At 36.8% G+C, this 19,859-nt stretch carries 22 protein-coding genes; 3 read left to right on the forward strand and 19 right to left on the reverse strand.

The window, feature by feature from the left end; all coding sequences use genetic code 11:
- Positions 1–71: 71 nt before the first annotated feature.
- The 19 genes from ODR02_RS22390 to ODR02_RS22480 form a co-directional block, all read right to left on the reverse strand.
- Positions 72–479 (reverse strand): XAC2610-related protein, encoded by a 408-nt coding sequence (locus ODR02_RS22390; RefSeq protein ID WP_309513600.1) that lies wholly within the window; start codon positions 477–479, stop codon positions 72–74.
- Between the two features lie 42 nt (positions 480–521).
- On the reverse strand, positions 522–785 hold the full coding sequence (locus tag ODR02_RS22395; RefSeq protein WP_309513601.1) for a hypothetical protein: 264 nt from the start codon (positions 783–785) through the stop codon (positions 522–524).
- 102 nt (positions 786–887) lie between these two features.
- Positions 888–3,383 carry a phenylacetic acid degradation bifunctional protein PaaZ gene (gene paaZ / locus ODR02_RS22400; protein ID WP_309513602.1) on the reverse strand — a complete coding sequence of 832 codons (2,496 nt, stop codon included), beginning with the start codon at positions 3,381–3,383 and terminating at the stop codon, positions 888–890.
- Between the two features lie 8 nt (positions 3,384–3,391).
- Positions 3,392–3,613 carry a hypothetical protein gene (locus tag ODR02_RS22405; protein ID WP_309513603.1) on the reverse strand — a complete coding sequence of 74 codons (222 nt, stop codon included), beginning with the start codon at positions 3,611–3,613 and terminating at the stop codon, positions 3,392–3,394.
- Between the two features lie 65 nt (positions 3,614–3,678).
- Entirely contained in the window at positions 3,679–4,506 is an 828-nt protein-coding gene (locus ODR02_RS22410; protein ID WP_309513604.1) for an alpha/beta hydrolase, read from the reverse strand.
- A gap of 18 nt (positions 4,507–4,524) precedes the next feature.
- Positions 4,525–5,118: an acyltransferase gene (locus ODR02_RS22415; RefSeq protein ID WP_309513605.1), complete on the reverse strand. Its 594-nt coding sequence runs from the start codon at positions 5,116–5,118 to the stop codon at positions 4,525–4,527.
- Between the two features lie 145 nt (positions 5,119–5,263).
- Positions 5,264–6,469, reverse strand: coding sequence for a 3-oxoadipyl-CoA thiolase (pcaF, locus tag ODR02_RS22420; RefSeq protein WP_309513606.1), 1,206 nt, complete (start codon positions 6,467–6,469; stop codon positions 5,264–5,266).
- Positions 6,470–6,558: 89 nt separating this feature from the next.
- Positions 6,559–6,972, reverse strand: coding sequence for a PaaI family thioesterase (locus ODR02_RS22425; protein ID WP_209786066.1), 414 nt, complete (start codon positions 6,970–6,972; stop codon positions 6,559–6,561).
- A 9-nt stretch (positions 6,973–6,981) separates the two neighbouring features.
- Entirely contained in the window at positions 6,982–7,290 is a 309-nt protein-coding gene (locus tag ODR02_RS22430; protein WP_309513607.1) for a hypothetical protein, read from the reverse strand.
- An 87-nt stretch (positions 7,291–7,377) separates the two neighbouring features.
- A complete protein-coding gene (locus ODR02_RS22435) occupies positions 7,378–8,514 on the reverse strand; it encodes a 3-hydroxyacyl-CoA dehydrogenase NAD-binding domain-containing protein (protein ID WP_309513608.1) in 1,137 nt (378 codons plus the stop codon).
- Positions 8,515–8,595: 81 nt separating this feature from the next.
- Positions 8,596–9,396 (reverse strand): enoyl-CoA hydratase/isomerase family protein, encoded by an 801-nt coding sequence (locus ODR02_RS22440; protein WP_105684618.1) that lies wholly within the window; start codon positions 9,394–9,396, stop codon positions 8,596–8,598.
- A gap of 142 nt (positions 9,397–9,538) precedes the next feature.
- Positions 9,539–10,003 carry a 1,2-phenylacetyl-CoA epoxidase subunit PaaD gene (paaD, locus tag ODR02_RS22445; protein WP_209786069.1) on the reverse strand — a complete coding sequence of 155 codons (465 nt, stop codon included), beginning with the start codon at positions 10,001–10,003 and terminating at the stop codon, positions 9,539–9,541.
- A gap of 52 nt (positions 10,004–10,055) precedes the next feature.
- Complete coding sequence (locus ODR02_RS22450; protein ID WP_209786070.1) at positions 10,056–10,409, reverse strand: four helix bundle protein; 354 nt, start codon at positions 10,407–10,409, stop codon at positions 10,056–10,058.
- Positions 10,410–10,457: 48 nt separating this feature from the next.
- The gene (paaC, locus tag ODR02_RS22455) at positions 10,458–11,207 is read right to left on the reverse strand and encodes a 1,2-phenylacetyl-CoA epoxidase subunit PaaC (protein WP_309513609.1); all 750 of its coding nucleotides are present in this window, start codon (positions 11,205–11,207) and stop codon (positions 10,458–10,460) included.
- Positions 11,208–11,279: 72 nt separating this feature from the next.
- Positions 11,280–11,561 carry a 1,2-phenylacetyl-CoA epoxidase subunit PaaB gene (paaB, locus tag ODR02_RS22460; RefSeq protein WP_034679196.1) on the reverse strand — a complete coding sequence of 94 codons (282 nt, stop codon included), beginning with the start codon at positions 11,559–11,561 and terminating at the stop codon, positions 11,280–11,282.
- Positions 11,562–11,672: 111 nt separating this feature from the next.
- Positions 11,673–12,611 (reverse strand): 1,2-phenylacetyl-CoA epoxidase subunit PaaA, encoded by a 939-nt coding sequence (paaA, locus tag ODR02_RS22465; protein WP_309513610.1) that lies wholly within the window; start codon positions 12,609–12,611, stop codon positions 11,673–11,675.
- A gap of 91 nt (positions 12,612–12,702) precedes the next feature.
- Positions 12,703–13,788: a 2Fe-2S iron-sulfur cluster-binding protein gene (locus ODR02_RS22470; protein WP_209786073.1), complete on the reverse strand. Its 1,086-nt coding sequence runs from the start codon at positions 13,786–13,788 to the stop codon at positions 12,703–12,705.
- The gene (locus tag ODR02_RS22475) at positions 13,788–15,104 is read right to left on the reverse strand and encodes a phenylacetate--CoA ligase family protein (protein WP_209786074.1); all 1,317 of its coding nucleotides are present in this window, start codon (positions 15,102–15,104) and stop codon (positions 13,788–13,790) included. The genes ODR02_RS22470 and ODR02_RS22475 overlap by 1 nt, the downstream gene beginning before the upstream one ends.
- 172 nt (positions 15,105–15,276) lie before the next feature.
- Entirely contained in the window at positions 15,277–15,855 is a 579-nt protein-coding gene (locus tag ODR02_RS22480) for a TetR/AcrR family transcriptional regulator (protein ID WP_105684611.1), read from the reverse strand.
- Positions 15,856–16,223: 368 nt separating this feature from the next.
- Here ODR02_RS22480 and clpB point away from each other — a divergent pair, with 368 nt between their 5' ends.
- From clpB to ODR02_RS22495, 3 genes are all read left to right on the forward strand, one after another.
- Positions 16,224–18,818 (forward strand): ATP-dependent chaperone ClpB, encoded by a 2,595-nt coding sequence (clpB, locus tag ODR02_RS22485; protein WP_309513611.1) that lies wholly within the window; start codon positions 16,224–16,226, stop codon positions 18,816–18,818.
- A gap of 142 nt (positions 18,819–18,960) precedes the next feature.
- A complete protein-coding gene (locus ODR02_RS22490) occupies positions 18,961–19,113 on the forward strand; it encodes a hypothetical protein (protein ID WP_309513612.1) in 153 nt (50 codons plus the stop codon).
- 196 nt (positions 19,114–19,309) lie between these two features.
- A complete protein-coding gene (locus ODR02_RS22495; RefSeq protein WP_309513613.1) occupies positions 19,310–19,840 on the forward strand; it encodes a hypothetical protein in 531 nt (176 codons plus the stop codon).
- Positions 19,841–19,859 lie beyond the last annotated feature (19 nt).

The following is a 19,859-nucleotide window of genomic DNA, read 5'->3' on the forward strand; positions in this document are numbered from 1 at the left end:
AAAGATTATAAAAATAAAGCTGCAAATCAAAATGAATTGGTTTAAAACCTTGACATAAGTATTGTAGATCGTTAGTATTCTAAAGGCTTGTAGTTACGAAAAGTTTTATAAAAATCTTCATCATTTCCTTTGAATGGCTTTTCTTCAATAATTATAAATTTGCCTGCAGAATCTTTTTCTTCCACAAGTATTTTATCAGAAACATCAACTCGTGCAAATTCATCCAGAGAATCTTTTTTAATTTTTAAAAATGCCGTTGTAGTGGAACCTGTTAAAATTACAGAATTGATACAGTTTAATTTTGAATTAAAACTCAAGTTTGGATAATAATCTGAATTTTTAATGTGGATAAAATTTTTATTCTCCGGATTATATACAAATAAAGTCATCACTATATTCCCTCCTCTTCCGGCGATAGCACTCTGGTAGGTTATATCATTAAATCCGTCGTTATTGAAATCACCAATTTGAACATCCAAACCAGTCACTCCATCTTTATCGAATTTGAAACTGTTTGTCAGTCACCAGATGTCAATATCCGTTTTCTCACCTTTTACCCATTTCTTTTCCGATTTATAAAAATTAATTGACACAAATACATCTCCGTTACCTGTATGTCTGAATTTCTCAAATTCAACTTTAGTTTTACCTTTTACTCCAGCATGTAAACTGTCAACAAATTTCTCTTCAGAAAAATAGCCTTCTTTATCAGGTCTTGGACTTCCTGAACAGGAGAAAAGAAGCAAAGTTGATAGAGATAAAAAGAAATTTTTAAAGAATCTCATGATAAAAAAACATATATAAATTTAACTAATTTCTACTAGATTTTAAAATAAAAATCCCCTCCAGATGAGTACTGAAGAGGAAATTTTTATCATTTTTTTGAATTAAATCAATCCAAATTGCTGGAAGTGGTGGGTAAAATGCTTTTTGTGCATCAGTTCCCACATTTCTTTATTCAGTTTTCCGAATACAAAATTCATGTGTTCTGCCTGTGGATTTTCTTTGTAATAGATTACAAATTTCTTCAGGTTATCCATGAATGACAGCTTTGCTGCTTCCAGATTTTTATGCGTCAGTTCCGGAAGCGAACCATCCTGAGGAAGGAACGGAGCTGTAAACTCCTTTGGCATTGCTCTGTGATTGTAAAGAGAATCCTGCCATTTTTCAAGATTTTCCTCCGGAGTGAAACATTTTTCGGCTTCAGGTTCTCCAAAGCTTACCAATACAGCCTGTTCAAGGTGCTCTATCATCTGCTGTGCTGACATTTTTCCCCAAAGAGAAGGAGTACTTTCCGTTAATCCATTCAGTATCTTCTGAACATTTTTCACATTCAGATCAATGAAAGGGGATTGTTTTGCCACCAATGTTAAGATTGTTGCCACACAAACTACCTCATCTCTTTGGTTCACTACTTCCACCAACCATTTTACAACACCGGAAGGAATGTTTCTTCCTTTTACACCTCTGTTGATTTTTTCTTTTGCTGTTAAATAAACCGTGATGGTATCTCCGGCATATACAGGCTTGAAGAAACTACATTCTTCCAATCCGTAATTAGCAATTACAGGTCCTTTTTTACCTGAAACGAATAATCCTGCCGCTGCTGAAAGAATGAAATATCCGTGAGCTACCGTTTTATCAAAGATTGTTCCTGTTAAACTTGTCGCGTCCGTATGTGCATAGAAGTGATCCCATGAAACATTGGAGAAGTTTACGATATCTGCATCAGTAACTGTTCTTCCTGCTGTTTCTAAAGAGTCTCCTACTTCCACTTCTTCAAAATATTTCTGGAAAGGATGTTTGTCTGAGAATTTTTTCTCTGCTCCCTGCTGGTAGATTTTAGTAATTGCTTTAAGCACATCCGGTGATCCCTGAATGGCTGTTTTCTGTAAGAAGAAATGAAGACCGCTTAGTCCACCCATTTCCTCACCACCACCAGCTCTACCAGGTCCTCCGTGCATTAATGTCGGAAGTGGTGAACCATGACCAGTACTTTCCTTAGCGTTATCCCTGTTCAGAACAAAGATTCTTCCGTGTTGGGAAGCCATTTTCCATGAAGTTTCGGCAATAAAGTTCTCATCATGAGAAACGATAGATCCTACTAAACTTCCTTTTCCTCTCTTTGCCAGTACCGCTGCTTCTTCAGCATCTTTATATGGCATTAACGTAGATACCGGCCCGAAAGCTTCTACATCGTGAGAGATATTTTTTTCGAAAGGCTTATCGTTCAGGAATAGTTTCGGACTCATAAATGCTCCATTTTCATAGTTGGCATCTACCAGTTCGTGTTTTCCGTCATAGACAAGTTCTGTTTCTGATTTTAGAATGTTTACTTTTCTCAGAACTTCTTCATACTGCTGTCTTCCCACCAGAGATCCCATTTTGGTTTCTCTGCTTAATGGGTTTCCGATTTTTGTTTGATCCAAAGCTTTAGACAAAGCATTCTGAACGTCACCGATTAAGTGCTCAGGAACGATAATTCTTCTGATTGCCGTACATTTCTGTCCTGCTTTTGTGGTCATTTCGTTACGAACTTCTTTGATGAATAAGTCAAATTCCGGAGTTCCCGGTTTTGCTTCCAATCCAAGAATTGAACAGTTCAACGAATCTGCTTCCATATTGAAACGAACAGCATTCCCTGCAACAGAAGGAAGAGATTTTAATTTTCTTCCGGTATGGGCTGAACCTGTGAATAAAACAGAGTCGCCATCCTGTACATAATCTAAAATATTTCCCGGTTCTCCGCAGACTAACTGTACAGCACCTTCAGGCAATACTCCACTTTCAATCATATCCTGGAATACGGCGTTGGTAAGGTAAGATCCGAAAGGCGATGGCTTCACAATAGAAGGAACACCCGCTAATAAGGAAGTGGAAAGCTTTTCTAACATTCCCCAAACCGGAAAGTTGTAAGCATTGATCTGTACAGAAACTCCTTCACTGGGTGTTAAAATATGAGTTCCTAAAAAGGTTCCATTAGCAGAAATCTTCTGAGTGTCTCCGTCTACCCAAAATGAAGTATTAGGAAGCATTCTTTTTGCCAATCCGGAATAGGTAAAGAAAGTTCCGAAACCTCCTTCAATATCCACCCATGAATCAACGTGGGTAGCGCCTGTTTTGTATGATAAGTCGTAGTATTTTTTCTTTCTTTCCAGGAGGTAAAGTGCTACTTTTTTCAACATTTCTCCACGGTCGTAGAAAGTCATTGAAGAAAGGTTTTTATATCCTACTGTTCTTCCATAGTCAAGAGCCTGTTCAAAATTAAGCCCTTCTGTGTCGGAAACAGCTACCTGTTCTCCTGTAACGGCATTGTACAAAGGGATTCCGTTTCCGGTACCTTCTACCCATTGTCCGTAGATATAGTTTTTTAACTTTTCCATATAGTTTTTTACTTTTTGCTTAGATTAATCTTTTTAATAAAGTTTCTAATAACCAGATAAGGAATAAAAAGTACCATCCAACAGTCTAAAATGATGACAATTTCAACAAACAAAGTATAGAAATTGTCTTTCTGTTTTAGATTGGCAATTACCTCATCTGACTCAACATGTTCCAAAGCATCTGAAATTCCTATTGACTCTATTATCAGATAAAGCCCTAGAATATTCATAATGATTATAAAAATCAATATTAGGATCCAATATTTCTTCAGAAAGTTGATCAATTAGAACTAATTTATTTCGGTTCCTGATAAGGAAACATCTTTACCAGTCCTTCATATAAACTTCTATGAAGAATAGTGGCGTGATTGTCTGTTTCCATCATTTTATATTCTAATGTCCAGTTTTTCTTTCCTGCTTTTTTCAAAACATCGTAGAAAGCTTCGGCATCTTTTACCATCACCGGATGTTCTCCTTTCCCTACAGACACATAGACAAACTTTTTAGTATCCGGAGATTTTGAAAGTAATTGTGGAGCTTGTTTTAAAAGGCTTTCGTCATCCCACCACAAACTTGGGCTAATGATAAAGTAGTTGTTGAACATTTCCGGTTTTTTCAAAAGGATTTCTGTGGCCAAAAGCCCTCCTAAAGATTGACCAAAAAGGTATTTTTCTGTAGTTTTGAACTGACTTTCCACATAAGGTTTTAATTCTTTTTCAACAAATGCTATAAACTTATCTGAGTGTCCTGTTGTAGGATAATCTTTCTGTAAGTCTTTTAAATCCGTATGAAAAGTAAAATCCCTTTTTCTGTCTATATTAGCAATTCCCACCACAATGGTTTCCGGCATGGAATACATCTGATTAAAGAATTGTACTAATCCTGTTACGTGAATAAAATCTTCATTCATACTTCCATCGAGCAGATAGATTACAGGATATGATTTTGTTTTATCAAATCCCTGTGGAAGATAAATATTCAACGTTCTGTCTTCATTTAACGTTTTGGACTTAATGGTCCTCACTTCTCCGATTGTCAATGGTTTTGAAGTAACAGTCTGTGCTGATACTACACCATTCATCGCCAACATCATGCTGCACACAAGTGCAATTTTTTTAATCATATTTAATTTTAATGGTCATTATTTGATATCATCCCAGATACTGTAATCCACAATTTTGGTTGGGATCTGCTGGACATATTCTGTAAAAGGTTCACAAGGCAGAATAGCTTCTTTTCCTTCTCTTGCCAGTTCCTGATATAGTTTTGTTCCTTCTGTTTTCCAGTGGATCATTTCGTCAGAAACATCACGGATAATTTTTGCAGGACTTCCCACAACTAATTTTCTTGGTTCACATCTGAAATTGGCAGGAACAAAAGCCAATGCTCCAACAATACTTTCATCACCGATATAGGCTTTGTCCATCACAACGGAATTCATTCCGATCAGACAGTTTTTTCCAATATGACCCGAATGAATGATTGCTCCATGCCCGATATGTGCAGATTCTTCTAAAATGGTTTCTATATTAGGGAAAACATGAAGGGTACAGTTTTCCTGTACGTTGGCTCCATCTTTAATGATAATTTTCCCCCAGTCACCACGGATTACCGCATTGGGACCGATATATACTTCTTCACCTATTTCTACATTCCCGATAATGACTGCCTGCGGATGAATGTAAGCAGATGATTTTATAATGGGACGAATCCCGTGGTATGAGTAGATGTTCATAAAATTTTCGTTAAAAATTTAATATAATAATATATCAATTTAACAGTTTACCAATGAGATTCTTCACTACATTATATTTCGTTCAGAATGACAAAAAACAATAATTGTTACACTGGTACACTGTTATATTATTACATTGAAAAAATTATACTTTTTCAATCACCATTGCATATCCCTGTCCTACACCGATACAAAGGGTACACAATGCATATTTTTTATCCTGTTTCTGAAGTTCCATGGCTGCAGAACCTACAATCCTTGCTCCGGAAACTCCAAGCGGATGACCAATGGCAATAGCTCCTCCATTTGGGTTTATTCTGGTGTCATCATCTTTTAAGCCTAAGCTTCTCGTTACAGCAAGTGCTTGTGCTGCAAACGCTTCGTTTAGTTCAATGATATCCATATCTTCCAAAGAAAGATTCAATCTCTTTAATAATTTTTGAGTAGCTTCTACCGGGCCAATTCCCATGATTCTTGGTTCAACACCTGCTACAGATGATCCCAGAATTTTTGCTTTTGGCTTTAAACCATATTTTTTTACGGCTTCTTCACTTGCTAAAATTAAAGCAGCTGCCCCATCATTCATTCCTGAAGCATTTCCAGCAGTTACTGTTCCTTCTTTTCTGAAAGCCGGACGAAGTTTTGCCAGACCTTCCATAGAAGAAGAAGGCTTAATGAATTCATCTTTTTCGAAAACAATAGGATCTCCTTTTTTCTGAGGAATTTCAACTTTTACAATTTCTTCTGCCAGTCTTCCGCTTTCCTGTGCTTTAGTAGCTTTCTGCTGAGACCAAAGGGCAAATTTATCCTGATCTTCTCTGTTGATCTGGTGCATATCGGCTAAGTTTTCTGCTGTTTCTCCCATTCCGTCAACCCCATATAATTCTTTCATTTTAGGGTTGATGAAACGCCATCCGAAAGTAGTATCAAACATCTGACTGTCTCTTCCGAAAGCAGCGCCAGGTTTTGACATCACATAAGGAGAACGCGTCATATGCTCTACTCCTCCTGCAATATAAATTTCTCCTTCTCCTGCAGCAATGGAACGAAATGCATTCGCTACCGCAGACATTCCTGAAGCACATAGTCTGTTGACAGTCTCTCCACCAATTTTATAAGGAAGACCTGCCAGTAAAAGTCCCATTCTTGCAACATTTCTGTTATCTTCACCCGCCTGATTGGCACATCCGAAAATAACATCCTCAATTTCCTCCACAGGAACTTCAGGATTTCTTGCGACTACTTCTTTAATAACAATAGCTGCTAAATCATCTGCTCTTACTTCTGATAATCCTCCCTGCAATTTTGAGATGGGAGTTCTTACATAGTCTATGATGTATACGTTGCTCATTTTTTTTTGCTTTAGGCTTTAAGCTATATGCAGTAGGCTCTATCAGCTTCAAAAAAGCTTACTGCCTATTGCTTCAAGCTTACTGCTTATTATAATTCTGTTACTTTTTTTCCGATTTTGTAAACTGTTCCTACAAATTTTGCAATCAGTTCTTTATTTTGATTGGTAATCTGAATATCATACACCGCTGTTTTTCTGGTATCATTTACCAAAATACTTTCTGCTCTGAAAATATCACCTTCTTTTCCTGCTTTGGTAAAATTGATGATACAGTTCAATGCTACAGCAGCATCTCCGGTATTGTTGGAAGAAAATGCCAGCGCTGAGTCTGCAAAAGCAAACGTAACTCCGCCATGAACTGTTTTAAGCCCATTAATCATATCTTTCTTGATAGGCATTTCTATTAAACAGTAATTTTCTTTTACTTCAATCATCTTAATATTCATCCACTGGGAAAAATAATCCTGATTGAACATATAATCTGCTACTTGTCTTGGGTTCATTTCTATTAATTATATGTTTGTTATTTCTTCATACAGTTCATCAGATAATCTGTCGTAAACATTCATTGTTTTTCCCAGAATGATTTGTCCGTATGAAAGATTTTCTGAGTCTGATGAATTTTCAGAGGGATAGGATTCGTCTAAATCAATTCCATTTTCAATGGCTAATCTTTTGATCAGCTCTTTATATTTTTCATTAAACTTTCCTAAAAGCTCAAGTCTTTCCTGCTCATCAACAGAGGAAGCTTCCTGAGTTAAATATTGTTTCTCAATTAAAAGCCTAGTTTCTAACTCAGCTCTGAATTCTTCTATATTCATAATATTAATTTGAAAATTAAATAAATTTGAGAATTTGAAAATGAAAACCCATTATACAATTTTCAAACTGACACATTTTCAAATTATTTAATTCATTTTACGAAGCAAAGGACTTTGTCTGTATCTTTCTTCCTGATATTCTCCGTAAAGGCTCTGTAAGGTTTCGGAGATTTTTGCATACCCGATTTCTTTACCCCAGCCTAATAATCCTTGTGGATAGTTTACACCTTTCTGCATTGCTAGTTCAATATCTTCATCATTGGCAACGCCTAATCTTTTGGCCTCAACCGCTTCGTTGATCAGCATGGAAATGATTCTTAAAAAAATCTGCTGATACAAAACATCATCTTTCTGAGCAACAGTTTTTTCTGCTCCTTCGCTGTAATCGTAGAAACCTTTTCCTGTTTTTCTGCCGTGAAGTTTGGCTTCAGACATTCTTTGCTGCAATAAAGATGGCTTGTATTTCGGGTCATAGAAATAGTCTTTGTAAACAGTTGTTGTTACGGCAAAGTTCACATCCACTCCGATAAGATCCATCAATTCGAAAGGACCCATTTTGAAGTTCCCTAACGTTTTCATAGCATCATCTACCTGTTCCGGGGTAGCAATATTTTCTTCAACAATTCTTAGGGCTTCTCCATAATAAGGTCTAGCAATTCTGTTGACGATAAATCCGGGAATATCTTTGGCAATAACAGGAGTTTTCCCCCACTCTTTCATGAGGTTATAGAGTTTTTCTGCTAATGTTTTTTCTGTTAATAAGGAAGGAATAACTTCCACTAAAGGCATCAACGGAGCCGGATTGAAAAAGTGAATTCCGATGAAACGCTCCGGTTTCTTTAGTTCTGCACCGAGAGAGGTGATAGAAATAGATGAGGTATTGGAACTAAGGATACAGCTTTCTGAAACGTAATTTTCAAGTTCTGTAAATACTTTGGTTTTGATATCCTTATTTTCAATAATCGCTTCAATGATCAGTTCACAATCTTTGAAGTCTTTTAATTCTGTAGCAATGGAAATGTTAGATAAAATTTCAACCATTTTTTCTGATGAAATTTTCTGTTTATCAACCAATTTCGTTAATGTTTTTTCCAGACCTACCGTTGCCGTTTCTACTTGTTTTGGATTGGCATCATATACCCAAACCTTGCATCCGTTCGTTGCGGCTACTTGTGCAATGCCGATTCCCATTGTTCCGGCACCGATAATTCCAATATTTTTCATTTTGTACAATGTAAAATGTACAATGTAAAAAGTATTTAATTGTGTACGTTGTACATTGTACTTTCTACATTGTACAATTTTTTATTTTCCTTTATAATTAGGTTTTCTTTTCTGTAAAAAGGCATTTACTCCTTCAATGAAGTCTTCTGTGCCTGCCGCTTCCTGCTGAAGATCTCCTTCCAGCTCAAGCTGTTCTTTCAGGGTATTGGTATAAGAATTAGCGAACGCTTTTTTTGTCAGCTTAATTGCTGCGGTAGGCATGTTTGCCATTCTTTCAAGAATTTCCATAGATTTTGGAACGAATTCTTCTTCAGTGAACACTTCTGCTACAAGACCATGAACTTTAGATTCTTCTGCTGATAATTTTTTACCTGTAAATGCTAAATAATTGGCCAATTGTCTACCTAAAAGCTTCGGTAAGAAGTACGTTCCTCCTGTATCAGGAATTAAACCGATATTTGAAAATGCCTGAGCAAAATATGCTTTCTCATTCGCCAAAACGAAATCAGAGATTAAAGCCAACATAGCTCCGGCACCTACTGCAGGTCCGTTTACTAAAGCAATAACCGGTTTTTTGCAACGGGTAACTTCCAGCACTAAGGGATTATAGTAGTCTACCACAATTTTTCTGATGATGTCATGATCATGGTGTTCTTTGCCTACCACAAATGCTTCATCCAGATTCTGACCTGAGCAAAACGCTCTTCCTCTTCCGGAAATAGCAACACATCTTACCGTTTCGTCATCGCTGCATTCTTTAACAAAATCTCTAAGATCTGATAAAGCCGGCTTGGTAAGAGCGTTCATTGTTTCCGGTTGATTAAGATATGCGATTTTAAGCTTTCCGTCAAAATGCGTTTCAATATCAAGTTGTGTATACATAGTTTTTATTAATTTATTATTTAACAACGCACTAATTTAACAATATAAATCAATGTAACCGTCTAATAATTTGACAATCTAACAATTCCTTCGTTATGCTTTGCATAGCCGTAAAGTATATTGCAGACAGATGGATAACTCATCAATGACATTTAAAATAATCAAATGGCTCCAGGCAGTCTAAACACTGATAAGAAGCCTTACACAGGGTAGACCCAAATCTGCTGATCTGCTTGGTATGTTCGGAACCGCAACGCGGACATTTTTTTGGTTTTCCGATATGATGTTCATCTGCCCCTTTTTCCGGAGGTGTGATTCCGTAAGCACGAAGTTTTTCTCTCGCTTCATCCGTCAACCAATCTGTTGTCCAGATCGGAAACATCTTGGTTACTACTTTAGCTTCCCATCCGTTTTCTTTCATCATTTTGATAATATCCTCTTCAATGGTAAACATAGCGGGACAGGCAGAATAAGTAGGTGTAATGATCACTTCACAGGTATTTTCACCTGTAATTTGTGCCTCTCTTACAATTCCTAATTCTACAATATCAATCACGGGAATTTCCGGATCGGGAATGGTTTTTAATAAATCTAATAATTTGTTCAATTTTTTTAATCTAACAGTTTAGCAATGTAAAAATATACCAATAGCCTTGTCCTTATTTCGATTGTAGACTGGTACTTAAAATTTTGTAAATAATTTTAGAAATTTCCAATATTTGATTTTTCAATCGATCATCAAAGGGATAATTTTTCGAATGTTCGCATAAATACAGCCAATATTTTGTTTCCTCTGCTTCTTTTGCAGCAATTTTCATCTTATGGATAAAATCATTTTTGCTTGAAGGGTTTTGAGCTTCATGAGCATTGGCTCCTATACTTGTTCCCGAACGTAATAGTTGTTTGGATATCACATATTTTCCAGCAGTATCTAATTTTTCACAATATTCAATAATGTCCAACGAAAACTGAAGTGTCTTATTAATGATTGCATTATTATTCTGACCATCCATATTGCATATTGATAGATTATTAAATTGTTTCATTGTTACATTCGAAACCTACCAAGTACATCCAGGATACGCTCTCTGCATATACTGAAGCTCGCAAAGGATAAATCCGAAATATTCCGTGTGATATCCTGTTCTTGATTTTGGCTGCATGAAAGGATTTTCAGGATATTCTAAACCGAAATCTGCAAAATCTTTTTGGGTAACTGCAAGGAATTCTTCGTAAAGAGCGTCTGCATTGGGAGCAATATTTAAAGCAACAAGATCCTCTTCGCCTTCTGTTTTAGCAAAAAGACCTTTTGTATACTCCCAGATATTTTCAATCGCTTTTACCAGACGTTCACGACTTTCTTCTGTTCCCTGAGCGAAGATTTTCATCCAGGAAGAAGCATGGGTGTAATGGTATCTAACTTCTTTTAAAGATTTTTGAGCAATCGCTGACAGCTCTTCATTCGCAGAGTTTGATAACGCTTCATACATCAGTTTCTGATATACAGCCAGCACATATACTTTAAGAATAGTCTGTGCATAATCTTCATTAGGAAGTTCTACCCAATGTGCATTGACGTATTCGTGTTCGTATCTTAAAAATGCAATATCATCTTCACTTTTACCATTGTCTATCACTCTTGAAGCGTATACATAAAAGTTGTTCGCCTGCCCTAGCTCATCCAATGCAATATTTGTCAATGCAATATCTTCCTCTAAATAAGGACCTTCACCGCACCATGCAGACAAACGCTGTCCCATAATGAAACTGTCGTCTGCTAGTTTTAATAAATAATTATATAATGGGTTCATTGTTTAATTTTTTGTAAAATGTAAAATGTCGGATGTACAATGTACTTTTTACAACGGACATTTTACAGAAGATTACATATTTTTTACGTCGTTGGGGATATCGTAGAACGTTGGATGACGGTATAATTTATCATCAGCCGGATCAAAGAATGCTTCTTTATCAATCCCTTCCGAAGTCACAATATATTTGCTTGGAACAACCCAAACAGAAGTACCTTCTTTTCTTCTTGTATAAACGTCTCTTGCATTTTGCAAAGCCATTTCTGCTGTTGGTGCCTGTACAATTCCAACATGTTTGTGAGATAATCCCGGTTTAGTCTGAATAAACACTTCCCACATATCTAAATTTGCCATAGTCAAATTAATTTAACAATGTATCAATGTACCAGTTTAATAATGAGATGCTTCGACAAGCTCAGCATGACAATGATTGTTACATTTCTACATTGGTATATTGTTACATTATTATATTACTTCTTTTTGTTGTTTCTCTGCAAAAGCTGCTGCTGCTTCTTTTACCCAAGAGTTTTCTCTTTGCGCTTTTCTCTTGGTTTCGATACGCTTCTTGTTGCAAGGTCCGTTTCCTTTTAAGATTTCCATGAATTCATCCCAGGGAAGTTGACCAAAATCGTAATGTTGTCTTTCCTCATTCCATTTCAGATCTTTATCCGGAATGGTTAACCCTAGGAATTCAGCCTGAGAAACGGTAACATCGATAAATCTCTGACGAAGACTGTCATTACTTTCTCTTTTTACTCTGTAATTCATAGAGATTTTAGAGTTTGGAGAGCTGTCATCGTTTGGTCCGAACATCATCAGAGCCGGCCACCAGAAACGGTTTAATGAAGCCTGAGCCATCTCTTTCTGTTGTTTGGTACCACGGCACAGTGCCATTAAAATCTCATATCCCTGTCTTTGGTGGAAAGATTCTTCTTTACAGATTTTCACCATCGCTCTTGAATAAGGACCATAAGAATTCCCCATCAGCATTACCTGATTCATAATAGCAGCACCATCTACCAACCAGCCGATGGCACCAATATCTGCCCAGCTTAGCGTGGGATAATTGAAAATACTTGAATATTTTGCTTTTCCTTCCAGCATATCATCATAAGTAGCATCTCTGTCTGCTCTGATGCTTCCGTCTCCTAAAGTTTCAGTGGCAGAATAAAGATATAAACCATGACCTGCTTCATCCTGAACTTTTGCCAGAAGAGCCATTTTTCTTCTCAATGAAGGCGCTCTGGAAATCCAGTTAGCTTCCGGCAGCATTCCTACAATTTCAGAATGTGCGTGCTGTGAAATCTGACGAACCAATAATTTTCTGTAATCATCTGGCATTACATCTTTTGGTTCTACTTTATTTTCCTCGTGAACGTATTGAACAAATTTTTCTAAGTCCATTTTTTTGTCTTTTGTACTAAAGTAAAATGTCGGTTGTACAATGTATTTTCGATATACGTTTTACATTATACGTTTTACATTTTACAAAAAATTAAACATCATAATTAAGCATCACCACATTGGTCGTTGGGTGACATTGGCAGGTAAGAACGAAGCCTCTGGCTACTTCTTCTTCGGTAAGTGCATAGTTTTTCTCCATGAAAACTTCTCCTTCTAAAACCTGCGCTTTACACGTACAGCAAACGCCTCCTTTACATGCGAAAGGAACCGGAAGCTGATCTTTCAATGCTTTATCTAAGATACTCTCTTTTTTAGAATTAAGGTGGAACGAATATTCATCATCATCAATGATTACCGTTACCATACTTTCAATATTGGCAATGGCCTTGAATTCATCACTCATTTCCTCCGTATTTTCTTCATCCGGAGCGGTGAAATATTCAAATAAAACCTGAATAGCAGGTACTTTTTTATCTTTCTTCAGATAATCGGCAATCCCTTTGATCATTTCTGAAGGTCCGCAAATAAAGTAAGTTGCTTCTTTGATGTCAATATCTGTATATCTTTCAAATAGCTGCTCCAGCTTTTCTGATGAAATTCTTCCTTCAAAAACAGGGTCTTCATGCTTTTCACGGCTCACTAAATAAACAACTTTCAGTCTTCCGTTGAAATGCTCTACCAGTTTGTCGATCTCTGCTTTTCTTAAAACATGATTCATGCTTCTGTTGCTATAGAACAGGTAAGCAATACTTTTAGGTTCCTGATAAAGACTTTCTTTGATATTGGATAATACTGGAGTAATTCCGCTACCTGCCGCCAGACCAACATAAGTTTTTACATTTGTCGGGTGATAAGAGGTATTAAAACCACCCATCGGAGGCATCACTTCCAATACTTCATCCATATGAAGATGCTCATTGAAATACCCGGATACCTTTCCGCCTTCAAGCAATTTCACCAATACTTCCAGCGTATTGCCTTTTTCACTTGGAGCATTACAGATAGAATAAGAACGTCTTTCTTCATTTCCGTTGATGATCATACGGAAATTCAGATACTGCCCTTGCTTGAACCTGAACTTATCTTTCAGTTCTTCAGGGATTTCCACCGCTACATTCACTGCCTCGGAGGTATCTTTCTGAACCTTAACTGTTTTAAGTTTATAAAATGAATTCATTATTTTTTTAGTATTCTATTAATTTTTCCACCTTCGCACTTCGGCAAACTGTCCTGGGCATGAACTTTTACTTTCGTAGTAATCCCTACCCTCTTTTTTATTTCGTTTTCTATATTTTTTCCAAAGTTTCCGACAAAATTAAAATAATCATCGGTATTGGCGCTTATTTTTTGAGATTTCACCAGTTCATCATCTATTTCAACATCAATGTCCAGAGCAATACACATATGTTCTTTTTCCACAGGGGTCAAATAGTAGTTGGGAACCACTCCTTTTACATATGAAAAAGCATCTTCAATCTGACTTGGATATACATTTACTCCTCTTACAATCAGCATATCATCTGCTCTGCCGACAATGGGTTTCATTTTCACCATTGTTCTTTTCGCATTTTCATCGTAGTAAAGGCTTGTGATATCATTTGTCCAATATCGTAAAAGCGGCATTGCTTTTTTCGTTAAAGTAGTGATCACCAATACACCTTCTTCCCCGAAAGGAACCGGCTGTTTGGTTACAGGATCTAAAATTTCCGGATAGAAATGATCTTCCCAGATATAGCCTCCACCTTTCTCTTCGAAATCCTCCATGGAAACTCCAGGCCCGATGATTTCACTCAATCCATAGATATTGGTTGCATGAACACCTAATCTTTCTTCGATATGGCCTCTGATAATCTCCGTCCATGGTTCTGACCCTAGTACCGCATATTTAAGACTGATTTCGTCTGCAGAAATTCCTCTTCTGGCAAACTCATCGGCTATGGTTAAAGCGTATGAAGGAGAACAGCAGATCACTTCCGGCTTAAAGTCTACAATCAGATCTACCTGTCTTGCTGTCATGCCTCCGGAAATAGGAAGTACGCTCATTCCCAACATTTCTGCTCCGTAATGAAGACCTAAACCTCCTGTAAAAATCCCGTAGCCATAGGCATTATGCAGCTGCATTCCTGGTCTTGCGCCTGCCGCATGTAAAGATCTTGCCACCACTTCACTAAAAAGATCTACGTCTTCTTTGGTATATCCTACCACGGTCGGTTTTCCTGTAGTTCCGCTTGAACAGTGAATGCGCTGAAGCTCATTTTTTGGAACGGTAAATAACCCGAACGGATAGTTATCTCTTAAATCCTGCTTGTAAGTAATAGGAAGTTTCGTGATATCTTCAATCGACCTTATATCCTGTGGAGATATTTGCAATTCATCAAATTTCTTTTTATAAAATTCCGACTTCTCTTCCAAATAGCTGATCAGGCTGATCAACCGGTCGGATTGAAGCTGTCTCAACTGACCCAGCTCCAGATATTCAACTGAAAAATCCATAAAACTAACTAACATTTGTTAGGTGTAAATTTAAAAAGATTTTGCTAGCTGGCAAAATTTTTATGACTTTTGTCATATTTTGAATGATTCTAAATAACAAAATAAAAGCTAAGATGCTTATTTTGTAAAACGTATAATATAAAATGTAGTAATGATTCTATTTACCAAAATTCTATGAATGCTGATTTCCAAGCAGACCAAAAAGAATTTTATCTCTGATCTCATCGGTAATTTCATCGGTAGAATCACTGCTTCTTTTGAACCAGAAGTATGAATTATTTAAAGTATGAAGAATAAATCTTGTGGTAAATGAAGGTGATTTCAGCTCCCATTTTTCTGCTTTGTAGATCTCAGAAATCAGTTCTTCAACTTCCTGCTGGTAGTTTTTTCTTAATTCTACAAATTCAGGAAGTCTTTCTTCAAGATGCCTCCACTCATTGGAATAAATATGGGTAACATCACGGTTTTTAAGAACAACCGAAAGGTGTTTATCCAAAAGCAGATTCAGTTTTTCTCTGGGTGCAATATCCGTATTTTTTACTTCCTGAAGTTCATCGAAAAACTCCTGAGCAATGCCAAAACAGATCCATTCCAAAATTTCTTCCTTTGAACGGATATGCGCGTACAGTGATGCTGCCTTGATATTGAGTTTCGTAGCCAGATCTCTTACCGAGCTTCCCATATAGCCCTTCTCTTTGAAAAGTTCTACTGCTACGTCTAGTATTTTTCTCTGTTTTTCCTTTAGTTCCATCTGGTAAAATGCAAAAGTAACTATTCTGATTTAAACTGCTTATTTTTTGATCATAAAAAGCAAAAGACTCTTCAATTTCAGTTTTATGATGTAATTATTTTACCTGATTCTGACTATTTGTTCATCAATTTCAAAGAAATAATTACGAAATCGGAAATTTTGTCAAGTTAAATTTCCGTTAAAAATACAATATCCGGAAAATTTGTCCTATTTTTTTGTAAATTTAATAATTGAACAGTTTTTGCGATACAGTCATCGAATAAATGATTAAATAATTGATGGCATTAAGAAACTGAGCCTTAAAATTTGGTTTCTTGATGTTTTTAAAGCTAAACTTAATATTAACCATTACCAAAAATATAAAAGATATGAACTTAAACCAATATACTGTAAAATCACAGGAAGCCATCCAAGCAGCACAACAGGTTGCTATGGAGCTGGGCAATCAGAATATTGAACCTCAACATCTCCTTGAAGGAATCTTTCAGGTGGATGAAAATATATCGCCTTTCTTATTAAAGAAATCTGAAGCAGATGCCAACTTAGTAAGAGAGCGCAACCGTGAAAATTTAGAAAAACTTCCAAAAGTACAGGGAGGCAACATTTATCTTTCACAATCAGCCAACAAAGTATTACTGGATGCACCCAATATCGCTAAAAAGATGGGTGATGAATATGTAACGATTGAACATTTATGGTTATCACTTCTGGAAACCAGTTCTGAAGTATCCAAAATGCTGAAAGATATGGGGGTAACTAAAAACCTACTGGAAGGCGCTATCAAAGAATTAAGAAAAGGAAGCAAAGCAACTTCTGCAAGCTCAGAAGAAACCTATCAGTCTTTAAATAAATATGCTAAAAACTTCAACGAGTTGGCAGCAGAAGGGAAACTGGATCCTGTAATCGGGCGAGATGAAGAAATCAGAAGGGTTTTACAGATTCTCTCCAGAAGAACTAAAAACAATCCAATCTTAATTGGGGAACCGGGTGTAGGTAAAACAGCAATTGCTGAAGGAATTGCCCATAGAATTATCAGCGGTGATGTTCCGGAAAACCTTATGGATAAAACCTTATTCTCATTGGATATGGGAGCATTGATCGCCGGAGCAAAATACAAAGGTGAGTTTGAAGAGCGTCTGAAATCTGTGGTGAATGAGGTGATCAAATCTGACGGACAGATTATTCTTTTCATTGACGAGATCCATACTTTAGTAGGAGCCGGTGGTGGTGAAGGAGCAATGGATGCTGCCAACATTTTAAAACCCGCTTTAGCAAGAGGAGAATTAAGAGCGATAGGAGCCACTACGCTGAATGAATATCAAAAATATTTTGAAAAAGATAAAGCCTTAGAAAGACGTTTCCAGAAAGTAATGGTGGAAGAACCGGATACAGAATCTGCAATTTCTATCCTTCGTGGTATTAAAGATAAATATGAAGCCCACCACAAAGTAAGAATTAAAGATGAAGCAATTATTGCTGCGGTGGAAATGTCTCAAAGATATATTTCAGACCGTTTTTTACCGGACAAAGCGATTGACCTTATTGATGAGGCTTCCGCAAAACTGAGAATGGAAATCAATTCAAAGCCGGAAGAACTGGACGTTCTGGACAGAAAACTAATGCAGCTGGAAATTGAATTGGCAGCCATTTCAAGAGAAGGAAATCAGACAAAAATTGATCACCTGAAGGAAGATATTGCAAAAATTTCTGAACAAAGAAATGAAATTAATGCCAAATGGCTGAAAGAAAAACAGAAAAGTGAAGATCTTACCCAGATCAAAAAAGATATTGAATCTCTGAAACATGAAGCAGAAAGAGCTTCCAGAGCCGGAGATTATGCCAAAGTAGCGGAAATCCAATACGGAAAACTCCGTGAAAAAGAGGAAGAACTCACCAAGATGGAGCTGGAAATGCAGAACCATCAGAATGAGCTGATCAAAGAAGAGGTTACGGCCGAAAACATCTCTGAAGTAATTGGTAAATGGACAGGTATTCCTGTAACCAAGTTACTGCAGTCTGAAAGAGATAAATTATTAAATCTGGAATCTGAACTGCACCACAGAGTGGTAGGGCAAGACGAAGCCATTCAGGCGGTTGCCGATGCTATCAGAAGAAACAGAGCCGGGTTAAGCGATGATAAGAAACCTATCGGATCCTTCTTATTCCTGGGAACAACCGGAGTAGGTAAAACCGAGCTGGCAAAAGCATTGGCGGAATTCTTATTCGATGATGAAAATAATATGACCAGAATTGATATGAGTGAATATCAGGAGCGTCACAGCGTTTCAAGATTGGTAGGAGCGCCTCCGGGATATGTAGGATATGATGAAGGCGGGCAGCTAACTGAAGCCGTGAGAAGAAGACCTTATTCCGTAGTACTTCTGGACGAGATCGAAAAAGCACATCCAGATGTTTTCAACACCTTACTTCAGGTTTTGGATGACGGACGTCTTACGGATAATAAAGGGCGTGTAGTGAATTTCAAGAATTCAATTATCATTATGACCTCGAATTTAGGTTCTCACCTTATTCAGGAAAATTTTGAGAATCTTACGGAGGAAAACCAGGATGAAATTGTGGATAAAACAAAAGATGAAGTTTTTGATCTTTTAAAACAAACCCTACGTCCGGAATTCCTGAACAGAATTGATGAAATTGTACTGTTCCAGCCTTTAAGAAAAAAAGAAATCGGAAAAATCGTTCAGTATCAGTTGAGAGGATTCAATGAAATGTTATCTAAACGAAACATCATTATGACATTCACTCAGGATGCGGTAGATTATCTGATGAATAAAGGTTATGATCCTGCTTTTGGAGCAAGACCACTGAAAAGAGTAATCCAACAGGAAGTATTAAATAAACTTTCTAAAGAAATCCTTGCAGGAAATGTAAACGATGGAGACAGAATCACGCTGGATTATTTTGTAGAAACAGGTTTGGTTTTCAGACCTACTGAGCAATAAATAGTTTTTTTCGTATACATTATTTTTGTGAATAAGTGCTGTAGAATGATCTGCAGCACTTATTTTTTCTATTTTTTCCTTTGTTAGTGAAATATTATTATATTTACGATACAAATCAACTAATAACTCAAACAAAATCAGAATGAAAAAGTTAAAAAGAAACGAATTAAAGAAAATTGAAGGCGGACTCATTCAATCCATGATAGCCTGTGACGAGAACTGGAACTGCCCCATCGGCCTTTGCTGCACAGCAGGACTGATCTGCAGGGATCCAAAACATTACGGATGCATTTAATTAATATAAACGGAGATTTTCTCCGTTTTTTTTGGCTGAATCAGCGCCTCCTTTCTGCAAAATCTTTATCCCATCCCTACAATCCGTAAAAACACGGTAAAAATAACAGGGTAATTCCCAATTCATGAATACATTTTCTAGAATATTTTTTACGAGATTTGCATATTAATTGAGTTTTACCGTAAAACACTAAGCTATGAATACAGAATCAAACAACCCACTACAACCCGGGATCATGTCAAACAGTCTTATCCAGGCTCTGATCGACAATTACCGTCAAAATCATCTAAGTGCTATTAATACCACTTTGGGAATAGAAGACGCACATTCCATTTGGTTTGATCTTCCTAAATTAAAAAGCTTTATTGCAAAAATCGAAGAAGAAGCTGCGAAAGTAAATCCGGCAACTTCTCAAGAAGATCTTGGAATCAGATTTTATTATGCAACTTATCCGAAAGCTGAAAACTGGTCTATGATGGATTCTCATCCTGTTCCTGAGGAATATGCGGGAAAACATACACTGGTAATGATTCCTACTCTGAAAAAAACAAATGAAACAGGGGAGTTTCACGATTATGATTTCAATCCTTTCCAGAATGCTGGAGGAAGTTCTTTAGCATTAAATTTCCTCTCTGCCAAAGGTGCCGGAGAAGATGACGATGATACTCTCGGAGAGAATAACGGAGTCCTTATTCCACCCAAAACACCTATAGGCGAGTCTTTCTAATTGTAATATATATACTTAA

Origin of the sequence: Chryseobacterium sp. CFS2, from assembly GCF_036543225.1 — a bacterium.
In the GTDB taxonomy this organism is placed as follows: Bacteria; Bacteroidota; Bacteroidia; order Flavobacteriales; family Weeksellaceae; genus Chryseobacterium; species Chryseobacterium culicis_A.